This window comes from Vibrio sp. 5S239 (assembly GCF_041439575.1).
Taxonomy (GTDB): Bacteria; Pseudomonadota; Gammaproteobacteria; order Enterobacterales; family Vibrionaceae; genus Vibrio; species Vibrio kanaloae.
Genome location: NZ_JBGOOM010000023.1, coordinates 25,175 through 43,891, shown reverse-complemented (window position 1 = coordinate 43,891; position 18,717 = coordinate 25,175). Strand labels below are relative to the sequence as shown.

Sequence of the window (18,717 nt, the reverse complement as noted above, 5' to 3'; positions counted from 1 at the left end):
GAACCGGAAATGGGGGGACGTTTTATCAAATAGGCGCTTCTGGCGAACGATTTAAGAACGTTTGATCTTTTGAGACGTATAATCAGAATCAAAACACTCTGGCCAATACATTTTTATGTAACCGCCAGCCACCCAAATAACCAATATTGTAGCTATGGTAAGTTCAAAGAAGCCAAACTTGTGTAGCCAATACCATTGTGGATATTCAGTGCCGAAAAATGTGGTTAAGCGATGCATAGCAATAGCACTTATTACCGATGGAAAGGTCACCGCAGCAATTGAAGGTTGGAATTTCAAGCGCATTAAGCGAATGTAGCACAAGTAAATCAGCAGTGTCATGGTGATGGCGATACCAGCCAAAGCGCCTGTTAGTATCGGGTCTGGACTATCGAAATTGACTAAATAAGCGGCTAAAGATAAGTTCACAGGTGCTGCCATAATGGCGAGTGTTGGCCTTGCTCTGCGAGGAAGATTTCCTTCGAAAACCAAGCGATACAGTACTACGGGAAGCATGAAGAAATAGATAGTAATACATGTCGTTGCGAGTGTTTCAGAAAACACCGTATGGCCAAATTGTGTTCCCGCCAGTGAACTGCTAATTAAACCTACAGGATAAAGAAACCAACTCGGGACAATATTCGACATTTTGAAATTGATGATCTGAAAGCTAAAGAACAACACCATCATGGTAAAATGCAGTAATAGTGCACAGAACCAAATTGGATAGGCAATAACTGGCGATATTTCAGCTAAATAGTCACACAGAATTAGAAGCGCCATGCTCATCGGTGCCATTAAGCTTCCACTTAACGGGTGGCGGATATCATTTAAAAAGGTATTAAAGCTTGTTAGATAACGGAGTAGAACGGGCAGTAGTAACAAACCGCCAAATGAAGCAAGGTAGGGGCGAATGATTTCACCAATACCTGGAACATATAAAGCCCAAGCTTGTCCTAGTCCAATTATTCCAAGTGCTAAAGACGCCTGAGATGGCGGCACATTTTTTACTTGGGTTAACCTTTTCCAGTTCAACGATTTGCTCCAGCTCAATTGATTTTAGAACGTATAATCTAACGACAACATTCAATTGTGCCGTCACAGGATGTCATTGGGCACTCAGAGAAGTTTGAGAGGATAATAGCAAGTATAACGTTTGCTTTTTTTACTTTGATGCGAAATCGGGACATTAAGCACGACTAATCTGTGCTTTAGGATTGGTCGTCTCATTCGATTTGTCGTTCTTATCGCGATAGAGTTTCTTCTTGTGGAGGAAGGTCTTGTTGTCGTAGCTTTTCGTTTTTCAACGTGCGATTCAATAACTGAGTATAAATTGGCTGACCACCTAGCATCTGAGCAATGATAACCGCCCCTAAACAGGTGATGATCAGAGGGAGAATGAGGTAGTAGTTATTGGTCATTTCGATCACCAATAATATACCTGTAATTGGCGCACGCACGGTTGCCGCGAATAATGCGCCCATGCCGGCAATCGCAAACATACCTGGTTCAATATTCAACTCAGGAAAGAATGCCAAAGCGATAAGTCCAAACGCGTAACCAAAGAGAGTCCCTAGCGCTAGCATAGGTGCAAAAATACCACCTGGCGCACCAGATCCGAAACAAAGTAGTGTGGTGAGAACACGCCCTAAGAAAATGAGTAGTAGTACGTTGGTACTATAATTACCATTAGTAATGTTCGGAATGATGCCAATACCACCGCCAGTTAATTCAGGTATATATAGCAGTAATAAACCAAAGCAACCACCAAGCAGGGTCCCGGTGATTAGGTAGCGTTTACGGTCGTTCTTATGAATCTTTACAAACAGGTCTTGGGAAAGCGTAATCAGTCTATTGAAAGTGACACCAAACAAACCGAACAGTACCCCTAATAACAAGAATAACCAAAGCGCATCTAATTCTGGCGGTTGATACTGAGGCATTGTGATAACAGCGGACTGACCATTGATTGAACGAAAAACAATATTGGCAGAGATTGCAGAGATAATGACCGCTTTGATTGAAATGAGTGAATAGCGAAATTGTGGTCTCATTTCTTCGACGACAAACATAATTCCGGCCAATGGAGCATTGAATGCGGCGGCTAAACCGCCTGCGGCACCTGAAGCGAGCAATGAATGTCGAGTATCGTCATCTTTGACTCTAAAAATGTCTGTGATCATTCGACCGATGCTACCGCCCATTTGAACGGTAGGTCCTTCACGACCTAACACCATCCCCGAACCTAATGCGCCCATACCACCAAAGAATTTTACTGGCAGCACTCGCCACCAGCGAACAGGCCGCATGCCATCCATTGCGCCTTCGATCTCAGGGATACCTGAACCTGCAGCTTCGGGAGCAAAGCGGTGCACGAGGAAATAACCGATAAAGGCAAATGCAGCACTGATAAGGAATGCTGCAAGCCAAAGTGGTAAGTGGTGAACAATTTCATCTTTCAGCCAATCAGTTCGAGTCTCTGATATGAAATGAACGGCAACTTCGAAGTAAGTACCAACAACGCCGGCAAGCACACCAACGATACAAGAAAGAAAGAGAACCGAAGCTGGTGTCTTATCCCTAGAGAGAAATTGGCTAATAGCATCCCTTGGCATTTTAGCTAATAAGGACTGCTTTATTTTCTCTCTTCTGGTCATAGAGGTAAGGTTCCTGAGTTGATAAGGTGAGTATGCACAAATTATACGCTTCCTCCGAATATCCTATAGCAACAAAGATGAAAAGTTGAATTTCATTTATGGTATATGTTCGTTTCATAAATGAAACATATGAGCAATAGTGGAATCACCGTCACAATTTTGCGCAATTATCTGGTGGTAGCTTGAATCTCCTCAAAAATGAACCATAGTTAAATCGTAAAGCAACATAACGAACCGCAAGGAGAAATGAGGTTTTACACACAATTTGGACGGACTCAAAGACAACGTTTAGTTCCTCGTTAAATGTTCAGGTCGATGTTTAAGACTTCCTGATTCGCGAACTCACGATTGAGTAACGAGGGTGAGGCGTACTGATAAAGTACGCCTTTAGTTCGTTTGGTGCCTCAACTTTCCCGCTTTATATCCCTACAAATTATCTTTTTGATCATATTAAAGACATCTCCCCATTAACTATTCTCAGTGTAATACCAATCGTAGTAAATAATTGGTCATCCTAGCTGGTTAAAACGCTCGATAACTGCGTTATAATTTTTTATTGTAGAATAACTACTTATCAAAAAATTACGCCTTGTTCTCAAGCCTTTTTCCTGCGCTATTTCTGATCACTTACTTACTGTGATTGGTATAAACAATCGATTGGGGTCAACTTTTTAGTGATTGAGTATATACTCCCTTAAAAAGGAGAACTGATATGAGCAAAAAAGTTCCTACAAACATCATTACGGGTTTCTTGGGTGTTGGTAAAACGACAGCCATCTTGAACCTGCTAAAAAATAAACCTGAAAATGAAAACTGGGCTGTTCTGGTTAATGAGTTCGGTGAAGTTGGTATTGATGGGGCGCTAATGACGGATCAGGGAGCGCTTATCAAAGAAGTCCCCGGTGGTTGTATGTGCTGTACTGCGGGCGTACCTATGTCGGTTGGCATTAATGCATTGTTACGTCAAAAACCAGACCGTTTGCTGATTGAACCAACTGGGCTTGGTCATCCAAAGCAAGTGATAGCGACGCTGACTTCAGAGCAGTACACGCCATACGTTGATCTTAAAGCTACGCTAGGTTTGGTTGATCCGCGTAACTTATCCAACGAAAAATACACCTCTAATCAGAACTTTAATGACCAGCTAGACAGTGCCGATGTAATTCTTGGTACTAAAGTCGATCTTGTTCATTCTGAAGACATCGATGTATTTAACGATTGGGTAACGGATCAAACGCCAGCCAAAGTATTTCATAAGCTGATTCACGATGGTGAAGTGCCATTGGAAGTGTTGGACATTGAAAGAGTGTATGGCAGTGCTTCATCCCATATTGAAGCGCATCATCACGATCACGCTGAACAAGAGCCTCAATTCCAACTTCCTCCCGGTGAAGCGTTCATCCGTAAAGAGAATAAAGGTCAAGGCTACTTTAGTTGCGGTTGGCTGTTTGGTGCCGAGTATAAGTTTGATTTCGATGCGCTCTTCTCAATGTTGTCGGATCTAACGGCTGAGCGTGTAAAAGCCGTGGTGAATACTGACCAAGGTTGCTACGCATTCAATGTGGCGAATCAAGTTGTGTCAGTCAATGAAATCACGCTCGATGGTTTTGAATCTCGACTGGAAGTGATTGACTCGCAGCTTATGCCTTGGGGCGATCTGGAACAGATTTTACTCAAGCTGTGTGGCATCAAATAGAACAATTATCCTGTTTGAAACGATTATTCTGGTGTTTGCTTCGCGGATGGTGAGGTGAACACTGGATTAAATGAGAAAGTTTGCGTTATGTCACGATAAATGTGAGATAAATCACTCTAATTACTTTATAGTGCTCGGCTGAAATAAGAATATAGGCTGTCTGCTTAAGGAACCCGTAACAATGTCATTTTCTTCTCAAGGTTTTGCTCCTGAATTAGTCAAAGCGTTGACTGAGTGTGGTTATGAAAAACTCACTCCAATTCAACAAAAAGCAATTCCAATGGCTCGTAAAGGCCATGATATTTTTGCTACTGCTCAAACTGGTACGGGTAAAACAGCGGCATTCTCATTGCCTGTTATTCAGCACCTACTGAACAGCGGTAAAAAAGCATCTCGAGGAACGGCTCGCGGCCTTATTCTAGCTCCAACTCGTGAGCTTGCTGCACAGATCGCTCAAAACATCAAAGACTACGTTAAATACACTGAACTAAGTGTTTCAGCGGTTTACGGTGGTAACAAGATGTCTTCACAAGTTCGCCAGCTAGAACTGGGTGTGGATATTTTGGTTGCAACACCTGGCCGTTTAGAAGAGCACTTAGAAGCGGGTAACGTGTCTATTGCTAACCTAGAATTCCTAGTATTTGATGAAGCTGACCGTATCCTTGATATGGGCTTCATCAATGCCGTTCGTAAAATTATGTTGGATGTAGAAACATCGCCGCAAATCATGATGTTCTCTGCAACGACTTCTACTCAGTTGAACCAACTGTCGGTTGATATTCTACGCAAACCTAAACGTATTAGTGTTGAGCGCGAAAACTCAACAGCTGCGACTGTCGGTCACGTAGTGTACCCAGTTGACCAAGAGCGTAAAACAGAGCTACTTTCTGAGCTGATTGGCCGCAAAAACTGGCGCCAAGTGCTTGTGTTCGTGAACTACAAAGAAACTGCGAACGATGTAGTTAAAGAGCTTAAGCTTGACGGTATTAAAGCGGTACTGTGTCACGGTGATAAAGCGCAAAGCGCTCGTCGTCGTGCGTTGGATGACTTTAAAGAAGGCAGAGCACGTGTGATGGTGGCAACTGACGTTGCGGCTCGTGGTCTGGATATTGAAGACTTACCACACGTGATTAACTACGACATGCCTTTTCTAGCGGAAGATTACGTTCACCGTATTGGCCGTACAGGTCGTGCTGGTAAGCAAGGTCACGCTGTGTCTTTCGTTAACCGCGAAGAAGAGCTGACGGTTGTTCAAGTTGAGACACTGATTCAACAGCGTATTCGCCGTGTTGAGCAACCGGGTTACGAACCGAAGAAGCGTGATGCTTACATTGAAAAGCTGAACACTAAGTCGGCTTACAAAAACCGCCAAGGTCGTAAGAACAACGCGAACGAAGAACCGCAAGATCAAGCAAGCGCTGAACGTCGTTTGACTATGATGAAGCGAATTAAAAATCGTCGTAAGTAATTACGGTCGGTGAATTGAAAAGAGTCACTGTTATGTGGCTCTTTTTGTTTGTATTGTTCGCAATATTGTTTATTGTCATTACTGCTTCGTTTCAACATCGCTTCGCTTTAAGCCCGCTTAAGAAACAACAACCATAAAATAAAAATAAGTCGATAAGGTAATAATATGGATAGCGCACTACTTTGGGCTTTTATTCCCACGTTTTTCTTTGTGTCAATCACGCCCGGTATGTGTATGACTCTGGCGTTGACACTAGGAATGAGTGTTGGATACAAGCGCACATTATGGATGATGATCGGCGAACTGGCTGGTGTAGCTGTTGTGTCAGTTGCTGCTGTATTGGGCATTGCGTCAATCATGCTCAATTACCCGTGGCTGTTTACTGGGTTTAAATTTATCGGCGCAGGTTACTTGTTCTACTTGGGTGTACAAATGTGGCGTTCAAGAGGTAAGTTGGCGATCAGTACTGATAATCTAGAGACTCAAGTAAACAATGATTGGGACTTGGTAGTTCAAGGCTTTGTTACTGCGATTGCTAACCCGAAAGGTTGGGCGTTTATGATTTCGTTATTGCCTCCTTTCATTAACAGCAAAATCGATTTAGCGCCGCAGTTGTTCATTTTAGTTTCTATTATTCTGGTGTCTGAATTCGTTTGCATGACCTTGTACGCGACAGGCGGGAAGAGCCTTAAGCATATGCTAGGCAAGGCAGACAACGTAAAGTTGATGAACCGCATTGCTGGTACGCTGATGATGGGCGTTGGTGTGTGGTTGTTCGTTAGTTAGCTTTAGTTAGCGATAACGAACAAAGGCCATTCGCCATTCTTCCTTGTGACGATAGCTTGTGAGTTAACAGAACAAGCTAATCAATAGAATATCAAAAGAGCGATAGGGCTTTGGCCTTATCGCTCTTTTTGTTATTACTTGCCTATAACTTGACTCTTTAGCTTATATTGTTAGACAAGAGTTTTTAACTGATCTTAAACCGCTATTTCACCGCCATCTTCACGACGAATCACAACCGTTGCTGCACGAGGACGCACCGACATACCTGACGGAGTCTCCTCTGCTGCATTATTGCTGTATGGCCAGTTTCCCGGATGCTGAATATTTACAAACAATGACTTATAGTCTGGACTGATGGTAAAACCTGTTACTTCACAACCGTTTGGACCAACAAAAAAGCGTTTTAACTCTGCTTGGTTGTCCTTTGTAATTACTGCTTGATTTCCATTTTCATCCGTCAATTTAGAGGGTACGACTGCCAGCATTTGATCATTGGTGTAGCCTGTCACTTCGTCAGCACCGTTATCGGTTTGAATCCACAAAATGCCACGAGCGTCAAACGCTAGGCCGTCTGGGCTAGCAAATTGGTTCAGGTCCGTTAATCCAGAACGGTTAATGTCTGTATCGCCATTGGCTGGTGAACCAAATAAGAAAATATCCCAAGTGAAGTCCGTTGCTGCTTCACCTTCATCCCAACGAATCACATGACCAAATTTGTTGTTTAAACGTGGGTTTGCTGCGTTCGTATCATTGGTGCGTTTGGTGTTGTTGGTTAGTGTTAGATATACAGAGCCTGTGTATGGATCGACGGTACACCACTCTGGGCGATCCATTGGTGTTGCACCAACGAGGTCCGCAGCACCCGCAGTGTTTATGATGATCTCAGCCAAAGAGTTGAAATGGTCTGCCAAAGTCCCGCCAGCTAACGTAATGCTATTTAGATTCAATGGTAACCAAGTACCTGAGCTGTCTTCATTGAAACGTGCCACATAAAGCGTGCCTTCATCCATGTATTTATCACCGGTTGCTAAACGGTTTGATGGATTCGCATCTGCTGGATCCCAGCCTGCTGCCGATTCAAATTTGTATAGGTACTCAAAACGAGAATCGTGTCCTGAGTAAAAGACAACGGGTTGACCTTTTTCTAGTTTACCAAAAGTGCAACCTTCGTGACGGAAACGACCTAGTGCAGTACGCTTCTTCGCTCGAGAGTTCTGTGTATATGGGTCGATTTCAACAATGTAACCGTGGCCGTTCGCTTCGTTACGGTAATCGTCCATTGCGCTTGCGCCTGTCGGCTCTACATTAAAGCGGGTAAATTCATCTAAACGTTCTTCTGTGTTACCAGCGAGAGTGTCCCACAAGTAACGTGTACTTGTGTCATCGACGCCAATACGATCTTGCTCTTCAGTACGAACACCTGCATTAACGAAGTAACCTGGCCAGTTTTCTTCACACGTTAAGTAAGTGCCCCATGGTGTGAAACCATTACCACAGTTGTTCAATGTACCGCGTGCTTGGCTGCCATCAGGGGAGAAGCGAGTCACGGTGTGAGCGGTATGTGCGACAGGGCCAGACAAGTCCATAGTCGTCGCACCTGTGTAGCGACGGTTGAGTGGATCAGTATCAACCAGTTTCCACATGTTGTCTTCGAGTTGAATTCGAACAACTGATACGCCATGGGCATTAATTTCTTTACGTACCTCATCTACAACAGTACGTACACCACTTTCTACGGTTGGGCCACTTGGGTGCAGCGCCATCGAGTCTATGTATTCATGGTTGATACACAATAAGCCGTCTGTAGTTCTGTCATTTAAAGGAAAGAAGTGCATACCATCGTGGTGCATACCTAGAGCATTTAACTGTTCTTCACTTGTGTTGCTGCCGTCATCTTTCCATGCACTACCTTGTGCATTTAGAGGTGTCCCCCATGGTACTAATACTTGCGCTATGTAACCTTGTGGAACCGAGACTGCATCGGTTAGTGATCCTGGAATGGAATCGAAGTTCAACATTGCACTTGATACACCTGAACCATTACCTGCTGGAATGCTTGAGCTAGAAGAGTTACACCCGGAAAGTCCAAACGCACCAAATGCGGTCATTGCACTGATACCTAAGCCGCCTTTCAATATGTTCCTTCTCGATAGATTGGCGTCTAAAACTTCTTCGAAAGGTTTATTTGTGCTCTTGTTGAAACGAGTGCTATCAAATGTTTCCTTGCTCATCTGTACTGATTCCTATTGATTGTATTTATTCGTTGTCCATGAATGATCTAGCTACTTACTAACGAGTAAATCGCTTTGATCAATGTGTGACTAATCGTGAAGCAGTTAGGTGACAGATTTTTATAGTTTTGATTAAGGTTTTGTTTATGTAGAACAATTTTTACTCGGAAGGCCTTCGTGTAATACAAAACTCTTGGGGATTGATTAGGAACTGTGTATAAGTGCCTTATTAAACGTAAAGAGAGACAGTTATGAAATTAGATAAAATCGAAAATAAAAATCGTCGCCTACGCAAAAAGCTATATTTGGGTGAATTCGCTATTCTAGGTTTTGAAGTAAGCTGCACTACATCGATGACTGATTTTGACCAATATGATGTGTTCATTGATGAGTTTGTCGACTTTATCGAAAGCCTTAACCTGTGCTTTGGAGGCGGTGGTTTAGAATTATTTGAAGGTTTCTTGTGTTCGGTTGAACGCTACCGTTCAGTAACAGAAGCAGAGCAGTTACAAGTTGCACAATGGCTTGAAGCACGTGCAGAAGTAAACAAAGTTGAAGTCAGTGAACTTGTTGACGCAAACTACGCGTTCTAAATTTAGGTTGTGCTGTTGGCTTACCTTGAAGGCTAATCAGGCTTTGCTGAGCGAACAACAACACACCCAATTAAAGGCCTAATCGTATACCGATTGGGCCTTTAATATTGTCGAAGTTTATAGTTTCAAAGTATGTCATATTAAGGTTTTTAATAAGCTTGGTTGGACAACGGCAGAGAACGTATTTTAACAAAGCTTCTACTTATATTAGGCTTCGTATCTATGTGAACTTATGCGCTTTCTTTCGTTTTGTTAGCTTATTTAGTTTCGTCGCCTTCATTCACTTTCGCGTAGAAGTGAAGTAGTTCAGTCAATTCTTTAACCCAACCAAATGCATCCTTCGGAGCATTAACTAAGATCTTCTCGACTTTCTCACAGTGCACTTCAATCGAAATTGCTTCTTCAAGATTGAACGAAATCGAATAGAAATGCCAAAGCAGCAAACGAGTCATACGCTCAATGTTTTGTTGTGAGTTGTCAGATTCAGAGAATGCTAGGTTCACTTCACCAAGGGCAATCGCGCTCATTCGTAGCATTGCGTCAAACTTCGCTGATTGCATACGTTCTTCGCTGGCCACTTCTTCTTGCTCAAAAGTGAACAATTCCGTCATTGCATCTTCAGGAACCAGGCGATGAATCATTCTTAAACTAAATTCTTCTAGTTCATGGCGAGGCATGGTGATTAAGCAATTTAAGGTGTAGTCGCGTTGCATGGTGTTCTCTTGGATGGGCAAAAAGGCCTGACAGTTTAATGGAGAAGCGAGTTCAGAAAAAGCAGATTTTAGATAAGCCTACGTTGGTAGGCTTATACGGGTCAAAACTTCAAATTAATCTATATAGATAATTAAACGAATCAAGTTTTGCTATGGCTTGGCGGTTGGTATTGCATCGATTGGTCGCTTCTCATGAAAATGTTGCTTGCTACTAAGCTGCCGATACAAATAGAACCTAGAGCGAACCAAGTCATAAGATCAGGGGTTTCGTTAAATAGAGGGATAGCTAATAACGTTGCAACGGCTGGTGTCGCGCTCCCGAACGCCGCAGAACGCTCTGCCCCGAGAGTGTTAACCGCATAAAGGTAAGTGAATGCGGCAATTAGACCTGCTCCAACCCCTTGTACTGCGGAATGTACGGCAAGCTCTGAGAAAGGCCATTGAGTGATGGGTGCATCTACTAAATAGCTAGGGACAGTTCTTGTTAGGATCAAAAACAACAATAGCAAAGTTGAACTGATAGCGATTAACCCCGCGCTCACCAACGCATTAAGATTGGCGACACGCGCTGAGATGGTAAAGGTCGCCCACATTAAGCTTCCGCAGAGAAGTAACAAGTGGCCTTTTGTATATTCAAAGTTGAAGCTGCTTAAACTACTGCCTAAGAACAATATAATACCGAGTAACACCAAGGTTAAACCTGCACTGCGATGGCGGCTAAGTGGCTGTTTGAAAAAGAGTATTGCAATCCCGGTAACAAACAGAGGCAGTGTTCCGGGTATCAAAGCACTGCCGTGTGAAACAGGAACAAACTGCATTGCTGTACCTGCGACGAGCAGATAAGGCAGGCCACTGCCGACAAACATACCAACCAAGTAACGATTAGGCACTGCTGTTATGGCATTACGAGCTTTCCACACCAAGGGTAATAGTACCAAGGCGGGAATAAGGAAGCGTGTGAGTGCGATGTCTGCAGGCGTTAAATTTGAATTCGCGCCGCCTTTAAGAGAAAGAAAAAAGCTCGCCCAGATGAGCAAAGTGACAGTAATAGATAGATAGCCAAGCGTCATAATAAATAAGGAAATTGAATGATGACTAATTATGGGGGAGAGTACGTGCCATAAGTTGGCAAATTTAGTTCTAATTTTACTTATCATTAATTGTTTCTGCTAATATTCTTTAAATTATTAATGAATATAACTAATGGGCAGTATTCGCTATGGATAGAATTGATAGACATCTTCTTGAGTTGTTACAAATAGATGGCAGGTTAACCACGGCGGAGCTCGCTGATGAAGTGGGTTTATCACCTTCACCGTGTGCAAGGCGTATCAAAAGGCTCGAAGAAAAAGGGATTATTGACGGTTATCGTGTGAGTTTGTCTCGAGAGCAAGTTGGTATAGCAATGAGTGTGTTTGTTGAAGTGAGCTTAAACAACCACCAAGAAGTGTCTATCGATAAGTTTGAAAGTGCAATTGTCGAGATGGAAGAGGTCATCAGTTGCCACGTTGTATCTGGGGCTTATGATTATCTGTTAGAAGTGGTTAACCCAAACTTGATGGCCTACGAGGCATTTACAAGAAAGCTCCAAAGGCTCTCTAACGTCAAAGACATCCACACTCACCTTGCGATAAGACAAGTGAAAGGTAACGCGCCGCTACCGGTTTATACCGACTAAGCTGTAGGTAAAGGGATACGTTATGTGATGAAATGAGCAGAAAAGGTAATTATTCCTGATAGGAATCGCGGGAGCAATTAATGATTGTCTATTAAATTGCAGATACGCAACAATAAAAACGGAGCAACTCGTGAAAGGTACTCCGTACATGATAGGTGCAAAACTTAGTGATACTTAAAGTGAGAGATTGAACAATCCCCAGTTTGTGCATTAATTCTGAATGAAAAAGCATGTGAATGATAATCCACACCATCATTCCAAATTGTTTCTCCAAATATCTTACATAGCTCTAGCTCACTGACTGAACCGAACTCTTCCATGTGTTTAGCTACAGATAAAAGTTTACCTCTTACCTCTGCAGTCCATTCCGTGTTACTCAAGCAGTTGAAAGCCATAGTCTTTTGCATATTACCTAGCCAAAATGTGTCTTGTTATTAAGCTATATGAATATTCATGATAACAATTTTCTGGCATTTGTAAATCTATTTTGTGATGAATATCTCATATAGCCACCTGAATTGGTTGGAAATTAAGCTTTCTTGTTGGTATTTGACACATTAACTTTACAAGTTATTGATAAAGCTTTGATTAGCGAACTATTTGATTATTCTTAATGGAACGTAGCTATCTATTCAAGTTAATTCCGTCAAAGAGCAGAGAAAGTCGAGTGTGGGTTTTAGTTTTGGACGTCTTTTATAGGCGCTGTTGTACGGCGTGCTTTATCTATTATGGCGGCTTCTTGACGATACTTTGATGACAGCTGACGAAACTTTTCGCTGAGTGTATGGAGATCTTGGGAAAGCGATTGCGAACTTACCACGTGCACCTGCGCGCTTTCTGATTGGCTTGGTAGCTTTGCCGTTGCACAGTGTTTAGCGACAGCTTGCCATGAATCGCTGAGAAACTGAGCCCCTTCGAGTTCTGTAGACACCACGTATGCCTGCTTTAACAAAACCTCAGAGATATCATAAGCGGTATTCATATGATTCTTGAGCTGTACATTAAATCTTGGTTCATACTTTACCCAAAGTTCAATGATCTGTGTTTCAGTGAAATGTTTAGAGAGAAGGGTTTGGGATTCATAAGTTGAAAGAACTCGGTTGAATTCTTTGGTGTATTGGTTATAGCGACTTTCGAATGCGAGCTGGCGATCCAACAGTGTTTGCCAGTTTTCACGATTACAATGGTTTGCGAACGAGACATTCGCACTCCAAGCTACACTCATAATCATAACCTTCACATAAAAACGCATGACTTTCCTCTACTTACCGTACTCTCTTTAGAGAGTATAGATGAGTGACAACATGAGTTGATGTACACTTAAAGCATACCTAAAACGGAAGAGTTGGTGGATTTGATGAAAAAAGCGCTGATCGCTTTACTTGTATTGTTAGTATTGGGCGGAGGAGGAGCGGCGTACTACTTCTTTGTTATGAAAAAAGACTCAACACCAACAGAGAAAAACGAAGAATCAATTGAAGAAGTTGCTCAGCAATCTGAATCTGACTTAGAACCGCTCATGGAGCTTAAACCTGAGCCAGAACAGACAGAGTTCTATGTTTTGGACAGAAAGCTTGAAGTGGTGGAACAGCCGGAAGTTGATGGTTTGATAACGGATTACCTCTATAAGAGCGAAAAAGTCGAAGTATTAGAGAAGCAGGGTAAATGGGCTCGTATCTCAGATTACATCGTCCTAAAAGAAGGTGGCCCTCAGACGGCAGAATGGGTCGCAATGTCTGGTTTATCTAACGATGAAGTGATTATCTCGGAAAAAGAAAACAAAGAGATATTGGACTCATACTTGGTTAAATCCGACGATCTTAAGATCCATCAAGAGAAGTTTCGTAACACAATTGCTAAGCTGCTCTCTGAAGGTGAATGTACCCCAAGTGATTTCGAAGAATTAGGCGGCTGGGTGAAGTCGGTGAAGTACAGTGGTCGAGATGTCTATTTTATCTATTGTGGCGGACTATCTCTTGAAAATAAAATTTATTTAGATGTAAATACAAATGAAATATTTACTAAGTAGGATCCACGCCACTATTAATGTCGGATGTATTAATAGAAATTAACCTTTCTATTTAAAAGTTTAAAGCCCACTCATTAATTGAGTGGGCTTTTTATTTTATATCCGTTATTGATTATTTTTACTTTCTATATTGCATTCTGGTTGAAACAAGCTTTGAGCTGTCAGTTTATCTTGGATTAACAAAGGTTTACTATCTTGATGATATAATTAAAATTAATTAAATAACTTTAAAATCATAGAATTACCTATATTTACATATGTGTAACATTTCATATTTTTTGAGAGGCAAGTCAGATTTTTAGCTATAATATGAAAATATTTTATATTTGTAATAATACTTTTTGATTTTGAGATGTAGGGTTTAATTAAAGCAAAACGTAAACTTTAATTATCAACTAAGACATTATTTTATTAACATCATTGTTATTTAATTGCTTTTAAGGGATGGAACCATTAATGAAAAAGCTTGCTTTAATTACAGGATCAAAAGGCGGTATCGGGTCGGCAATATCTTCGAAACTAGTCGCAGATGGATATCGTGTGATCGCGACCTATTTTACAGGGAATTATCAATGTGCAGTAGATTGGTTTAAGGAAAAACAATTTACTGAAGATCAAGTCAGATTGTTTGAATTAGATGTTACTAACACTGCTGAATGTGCATTGAGCTTAAGCAAGTTGTTGGAAGAAGAAGGCACGGTTGATGTGTTGGTAAACAATGCTGGTATTACGCGTGACAGTGTCTTTAAAAAGATGGATGCGGAAGCTTGGAAAGATGTGATTGAGACAAACCTCAACAGCCTTTTCAATGTGACACAGCCTTTGTTTGCACCGATGTGCGAAAAGGGTAACTGCCGAGTCATCAACATTTCTTCAGTCAATGGTCTTAAAGGTCAGTTTGGACAAACCAACTACTCGGCTGCTAAAGCCGGAATGATTGGTTTTTCGAAGGCCTTGGCTGCAGAAGGCGCTCGCAGTGGCGTAACAGTGAACGTGATTGCCCCTGGTTACACAGCAACACCTATGGTTGAGCAAATGAAGCCTGAAATTCTTGATTCAATAAAGAAACAAATCCCAATGAAACGTTTGGCTACACCTGTTGAAATTGCGGACGCAGTGGGCTTTTTAGCGAGTGAATCTGGCGCGTACATTACAGGCGAAACATTGTCTGTGAATGGCGGCTTGTACATGCACTAATTGGCAAAACTGAAGGGATTGGAATGATGGAAAAAGTATTTATTGTTGCGGCAAAACGTACCCCAATTGGTGCATTTACCGGGTCTTTAAACAACGTATCCGCGGGTGAACTAGCTGGTGTGGCGATTAAAGGTGCGTTGGACGCAGTTGACCTACCGTTAGATGCGATTGACGAAGTGATAGTCGGCAACGTGATTTCGGCAGGTCAAGGCATGGGGGTTGCTCGTCAGGCTTCCATCTATGCAGGGCTTCCTGAAGAAACACCAGCATACGGTGTGAACATGATTTGCGGAAGCGGCATGAAATCAGTGATGGACGCAGCGGCGCACATCAAAGCACAAGATGCTGAAGTGGTTATTGCTGCTGGCGTTGAAGTGATGTCACAAATTCCTTTTGTGGTACCAGCGAGCGTTCGTAATGGTCACAAAATGGGTGACATCTCAATGAAAGACTTACTGGTTGGTGATGGCTTAACCGATGCGTTTAATCATTACCACATGGGCATGACCGCTGAGAATATCGCGAACACGCTGAATATTTCGCGCCTAGCTCAAGATAACTATGCTTTAGAAAGCCAACAGAAAGCCGTTGCTGCGATTGAAGCGGGTAAGTTTAACGACCAAATCGTGCCTGTAGAAGTTAAGCAGCGCAGACAAACCGTCACTTTTGATACCGATGAGTATCCGAAGTCAGACGCGACATTCGAAGGTCTGCAAAAGCTTCGCCCAGCCTTTGACCGTGAAGGGTCTGTCACGGCGGGTAACGCTTCGGGTATCAATGATGGCGCGAGTGCAATCATCTTAGCGTCTGAGTCGGCGGTAGCGAAATATGGTCTAACACCTTTAGTGGAACTGACCAGCTACGCACAGTCAGGTTTGGACCCAAAGATTATGGGTTTAGGGCCAGTAGAAGCGGTTTCTAAAGCGCTTGATAAAGCGAACCTCACTCTCGAAGAAATAGATTTGTTTGAATTGAATGAAGCGTTTGCAGCACAAGCTCTTGGCGTAATGTACCAATTGTCAGAGCAGCATGACTTACCGCTTGATGAGTTCAAGCCAAAGGTCAATGTGAATGGTGGTGCAATCGCGCTTGGCCATCCTTTAGGTGCGTCAGGCAATCGAATTATTGTTTCACTCATCCATGAAATGCTTGAACAGAAAACGACTTATGGCGTTGCTTCACTTTGTGTGGGTGGAGGAATGGGAACCGCTGTTTTGCTAAAAGGTATTGACGGTTAGAGCCTGATATATCTGTAGCAAGCTTAAATATCGGATCAGCTTTTCAAAGCATCGTGAGTTAATCGATGAGCGTTGGCTGAAACGATAGTGACACAAATTTATTAAACTATGTATTCATCAGGAGTTACTTATGTACACGGATATTTTCAAAACAATGACTGACCAAACTGAAAAGCAATTTGAACCGTACTTAAAGTTCAACAAGTTGGTTGCAAAGAACGTCCAAACGATGACAGAGCTGCAAATGAATGCAATGCAGACATACACGAACATGGGTCTTGCGCAAATGAAAGCAGTGACTGAAATCAAAGACGTGGCTAGCCTAACGGCTTTCAACAGCCAGCAACTAGCAGCGCTAACTCAATTGTCTCAACAGATGATGAGTGATAGCTCAAAAATGCAAGCTGCTGCAAAAGAGTTCAAAGAAGATGTTGAAACACTAACAACTGAAAACTTGAAAACAGTTACACCTGCATAAATTTAATCGCCATCGAGTTAGCGCAGTGTTTACTGTGAGGTTCGGTGGCGATTTTCCGATTATTGGAGCCATGTTATGTTTCAACACTTCTTTTCGGACTACCTTGTTAAACTTCAACAAACGAACCAGCAATGGTGGGAAAGCTTTGAACAAAACAAGGAAGCCGCGCAATCTCCCCTAAACCAAGCGATGCAAGAATTGAACTTTGATGATGCATCAAAAATCTTCGAGCAAGCCGCCAACCAACCCGCCGTTCTGCTTCAGTTACAATCTCAATGGTGGGAACAGCAACTTAAGATCTGGCAGAATGCCGCGCTGATGGGCAACACCGAGAGTGTTATCTCAGAAGACCGCAGCGACAAGCGCTTTATTGATGAAGCGTGGAAAAACGACCCGTTCTACAGCTTTATCAAACAATCCTATTTGTTGTTTAGTAAAAGCTATATCGACACCATCAACTCGATCGAAGGTATTGACGAAAAAACCAAAGAGCGAGTGGCATTCTTTTCTCGTCAGGCAATCAATGCACTTTCTCCAAGCAACTTTATTGCAACGAATCCAGAGTTGATGAAACTGACACTTGAGCGAAATGGTGAAAACCTTCTCGATGGGTTAGAGCAGTTACAAGCAGACGTTGAAGCAAGCGCCGATATACTCAAGATCCGCATGACCAACAACAACGCTTTCCGATTGGGTGTGGATGTTGCGAACACCGAAGGTGATGTTGTCTTTCAAAACGAGCTGTTTGAGCTGATTCAGTACCATCCAAAGACACCGCAGGTTAACGCTACGCCTTTGTTGATCGTTCCGCCGTTCATCAATAAGTACTACATTCTTGACCTTCGTGAGAAGAACTCGATGGTGCGCTGGTTACTTGAGCAAGGGCATAGCGTATTCATGATGTCTTGGCGTAACCCAGGTGAAGCGCAGAAAGACACTGAGTTTGGTGACTATGTCACGGAAGGCGTGGTTAAAGCCGTTGCTGCAATTGAAGACATCACGGGTAAAGAGCAAATCAACGCGGCAGGTTACTGTATTGGCGGCACGGTGTTGGCTTCGACGGTGGCTTACTACGCTGCGAAGCGCATGAAAAAGCGCATTAAAACCGCGACTTTCTTTACCACCTTGTTGGATTTCTCTCAGCCGGGAGAGGTGGGCGCGTACATCAACGAAACGATCATTAACGCGATCGAGAAACAGAACGACGCGAAAGGTTATATGGATGGTCGTTCACTGAGCGTGACGTTCAGTTTGCTTCGTGAAAACAGTCTGTACTGGAACTACTACATTGATAACTACCTCAAAGGCAGCAGCCCGATGGAGTTTGATCTTCTGTACTGGAACAGTGACAGCACAAACGTGGCGGCCAAGTGTCATAACTTCTTGCTGCGAGAGCTTTATCTTGAAAACAAACTGATTCAAGACAAAGGTGTGAAAGTGGGCGGTGTTTGGATTGATTTGAATAAGATCAAAATACCAAGCTACTTTATTTCAGCCAAAGAAGACCATATTGCTTTGTGGCAGGGGACTTATCGCGGCGCATTGAATACTGGTGGCAATAAAACCTTTGTGTTGGGTGAGTCTGGTCATATTGCGGGTATTGTTAACCATCCAGATAAGAAGAAGTACGGGTTCTGGCTGAATGACAACCTAGATGACTCGGCGGACGAGTGGCTAACTAATGCGACTCATAATGAGGGGTCTTGGTGGACACATTGGGATCAGTGGTTACAAGGTTTTGAAACTGACGAAAAAATCGAACCTTTCAATCAAGGCTCAGAGCTAAACCCTGTGATTGGTAAAGCGCCAGGCAACTATGTAAAACAGGTGCTGCCGATCGTCGATAAAGAACCTGCTGAGACAGAAGCTCCGGAAAGCAAAGCTTAGGCATCGTCTTTGAATTTACAGTAAAACAAAACACCAGGTAATAAAAAAGCCACTGATTTCAGTGGCTTT

The 18,717-nt window shown here is 42.7% G+C and carries 17 protein-coding genes; 10 read left to right on the top strand and 7 right to left on the bottom strand.

Annotated features, from left to right (window positions below; all coding sequences use genetic code 11):
- Nucleotides 1-51: 51 nt before the first annotated feature.
- On the bottom strand, nucleotides 52-1,032 hold the full coding sequence (locus ACED48_RS16140) for a TDT family transporter (protein ID WP_017058176.1): 981 nt from the start codon (nucleotides 1,030-1,032) through the stop codon (nucleotides 52-54).
- A 209-nt stretch (nucleotides 1,033-1,241) separates the two neighbouring features.
- A complete protein-coding gene (gene clcA / locus ACED48_RS16135; RefSeq protein WP_017058177.1) occupies nucleotides 1,242-2,654 on the bottom strand; it encodes a H(+)/Cl(-) exchange transporter ClcA in 1,413 nt (470 codons plus the stop codon).
- A gap of 712 nt (nucleotides 2,655-3,366) precedes the next feature.
- Between clcA and ACED48_RS16130 the strand changes: the two genes are divergently transcribed.
- The 3 genes from ACED48_RS16130 to ACED48_RS16120 all read left to right on the top strand — a co-directional run bounded on the left by ACED48_RS16130 (nucleotide 3,367) and on the right by ACED48_RS16120 (nucleotide 6,604).
- Nucleotides 3,367-4,350 carry a GTP-binding protein gene (locus tag ACED48_RS16130; protein ID WP_017058178.1) on the top strand — a complete coding sequence of 328 codons (984 nt, stop codon included), beginning with the start codon at nucleotides 3,367-3,369 and terminating at the stop codon, nucleotides 4,348-4,350.
- A 181-nt stretch (nucleotides 4,351-4,531) separates the two neighbouring features.
- Nucleotides 4,532-5,818, top strand: a complete 1,287-nt coding sequence (locus ACED48_RS16125) for a DEAD/DEAH box helicase (protein ID WP_017058179.1) — start codon at nucleotides 4,532-4,534, stop codon at nucleotides 5,816-5,818.
- Between the two features lie 165 nt (nucleotides 5,819-5,983).
- On the top strand, nucleotides 5,984-6,604 hold the full coding sequence (locus tag ACED48_RS16120; RefSeq protein WP_017058180.1) for a LysE family translocator: 621 nt from the start codon (nucleotides 5,984-5,986) through the stop codon (nucleotides 6,602-6,604).
- Between the two features lie 194 nt (nucleotides 6,605-6,798).
- On the opposite strand, the gene ACED48_RS16115 is transcribed toward ACED48_RS16120, so the two are convergent.
- The gene (locus ACED48_RS16115) at nucleotides 6,799-8,835 is read right to left on the bottom strand and encodes a PhoX family phosphatase (protein ID WP_017058181.1); all 2,037 of its coding nucleotides are present in this window, start codon (nucleotides 8,833-8,835) and stop codon (nucleotides 6,799-6,801) included.
- Nucleotides 8,836-9,086: 251 nt separating this feature from the next.
- On the opposite strand from ACED48_RS16115, the gene ACED48_RS16110 reads away from it, so the two are divergent.
- A complete protein-coding gene (locus ACED48_RS16110) occupies nucleotides 9,087-9,428 on the top strand; it encodes a YggL family protein (protein ID WP_017058182.1) in 342 nt (113 codons plus the stop codon).
- 257 nt (nucleotides 9,429-9,685) lie between these two features.
- Here the strand turns inward: ACED48_RS16110 and ACED48_RS16105 are convergent, their stop codons facing one another.
- The gene (locus ACED48_RS16105) at nucleotides 9,686-10,141 is read right to left on the bottom strand and encodes a hypothetical protein (RefSeq protein WP_017058183.1); all 456 of its coding nucleotides are present in this window, start codon (nucleotides 10,139-10,141) and stop codon (nucleotides 9,686-9,688) included.
- 140 nt (nucleotides 10,142-10,281) lie between these two features.
- Nucleotides 10,282-11,211, bottom strand: coding sequence for a DMT family transporter (locus tag ACED48_RS16100; RefSeq protein WP_017058184.1), 930 nt, complete (start codon nucleotides 11,209-11,211; stop codon nucleotides 10,282-10,284).
- 149 nt (nucleotides 11,212-11,360) lie between these two features.
- Between ACED48_RS16100 and ACED48_RS16095 the strand changes: the two genes are divergently transcribed.
- Nucleotides 11,361-11,819 carry an Lrp/AsnC family transcriptional regulator gene (locus ACED48_RS16095; RefSeq protein ID WP_017058185.1) on the top strand — a complete coding sequence of 153 codons (459 nt, stop codon included), beginning with the start codon at nucleotides 11,361-11,363 and terminating at the stop codon, nucleotides 11,817-11,819.
- A gap of 164 nt (nucleotides 11,820-11,983) precedes the next feature.
- On the opposite strand, the gene ACED48_RS16090 is transcribed toward ACED48_RS16095, so the two are convergent.
- A complete protein-coding gene (locus ACED48_RS16090) occupies nucleotides 11,984-12,226 on the bottom strand; it encodes a hypothetical protein (protein WP_017058186.1) in 243 nt (80 codons plus the stop codon).
- Nucleotides 12,227-12,495: 269 nt separating this feature from the next.
- On the bottom strand, nucleotides 12,496-13,071 hold the full coding sequence (locus tag ACED48_RS16085; protein WP_017058187.1) for a hypothetical protein: 576 nt from the start codon (nucleotides 13,069-13,071) through the stop codon (nucleotides 12,496-12,498).
- A 96-nt stretch (nucleotides 13,072-13,167) separates the two neighbouring features.
- Here ACED48_RS16085 and ACED48_RS16080 point away from each other — a divergent pair, with 96 nt between their 5' ends.
- The 5 genes from ACED48_RS16080 to phaC all read left to right on the top strand — a co-directional run bounded on the left by ACED48_RS16080 (nucleotide 13,168) and on the right by phaC (nucleotide 18,648).
- A complete protein-coding gene (locus ACED48_RS16080; RefSeq protein ID WP_029627244.1) occupies nucleotides 13,168-13,848 on the top strand; it encodes a hypothetical protein in 681 nt (226 codons plus the stop codon).
- Between the two features lie 456 nt (nucleotides 13,849-14,304).
- On the top strand, nucleotides 14,305-15,045 hold the full coding sequence (locus ACED48_RS16075) for an SDR family oxidoreductase (protein ID WP_017058189.1): 741 nt from the start codon (nucleotides 14,305-14,307) through the stop codon (nucleotides 15,043-15,045).
- Between the two features lie 26 nt (nucleotides 15,046-15,071).
- Entirely contained in the window at nucleotides 15,072-16,283 is a 1,212-nt protein-coding gene (locus tag ACED48_RS16070) for an acetyl-CoA C-acetyltransferase (RefSeq protein ID WP_017058190.1), read from the top strand.
- 130 nt (nucleotides 16,284-16,413) lie between these two features.
- Nucleotides 16,414-16,761 (top strand): phasin family protein, encoded by a 348-nt coding sequence (locus ACED48_RS16065; RefSeq protein WP_017058191.1) that lies wholly within the window; start codon nucleotides 16,414-16,416, stop codon nucleotides 16,759-16,761.
- 75 nt (nucleotides 16,762-16,836) lie between these two features.
- Nucleotides 16,837-18,648, top strand: a complete 1,812-nt coding sequence (gene phaC, locus ACED48_RS16060; RefSeq protein WP_017058192.1) for a class I poly(R)-hydroxyalkanoic acid synthase — start codon at nucleotides 16,837-16,839, stop codon at nucleotides 18,646-18,648.
- Nucleotides 18,649-18,717 lie beyond the last annotated feature (69 nt).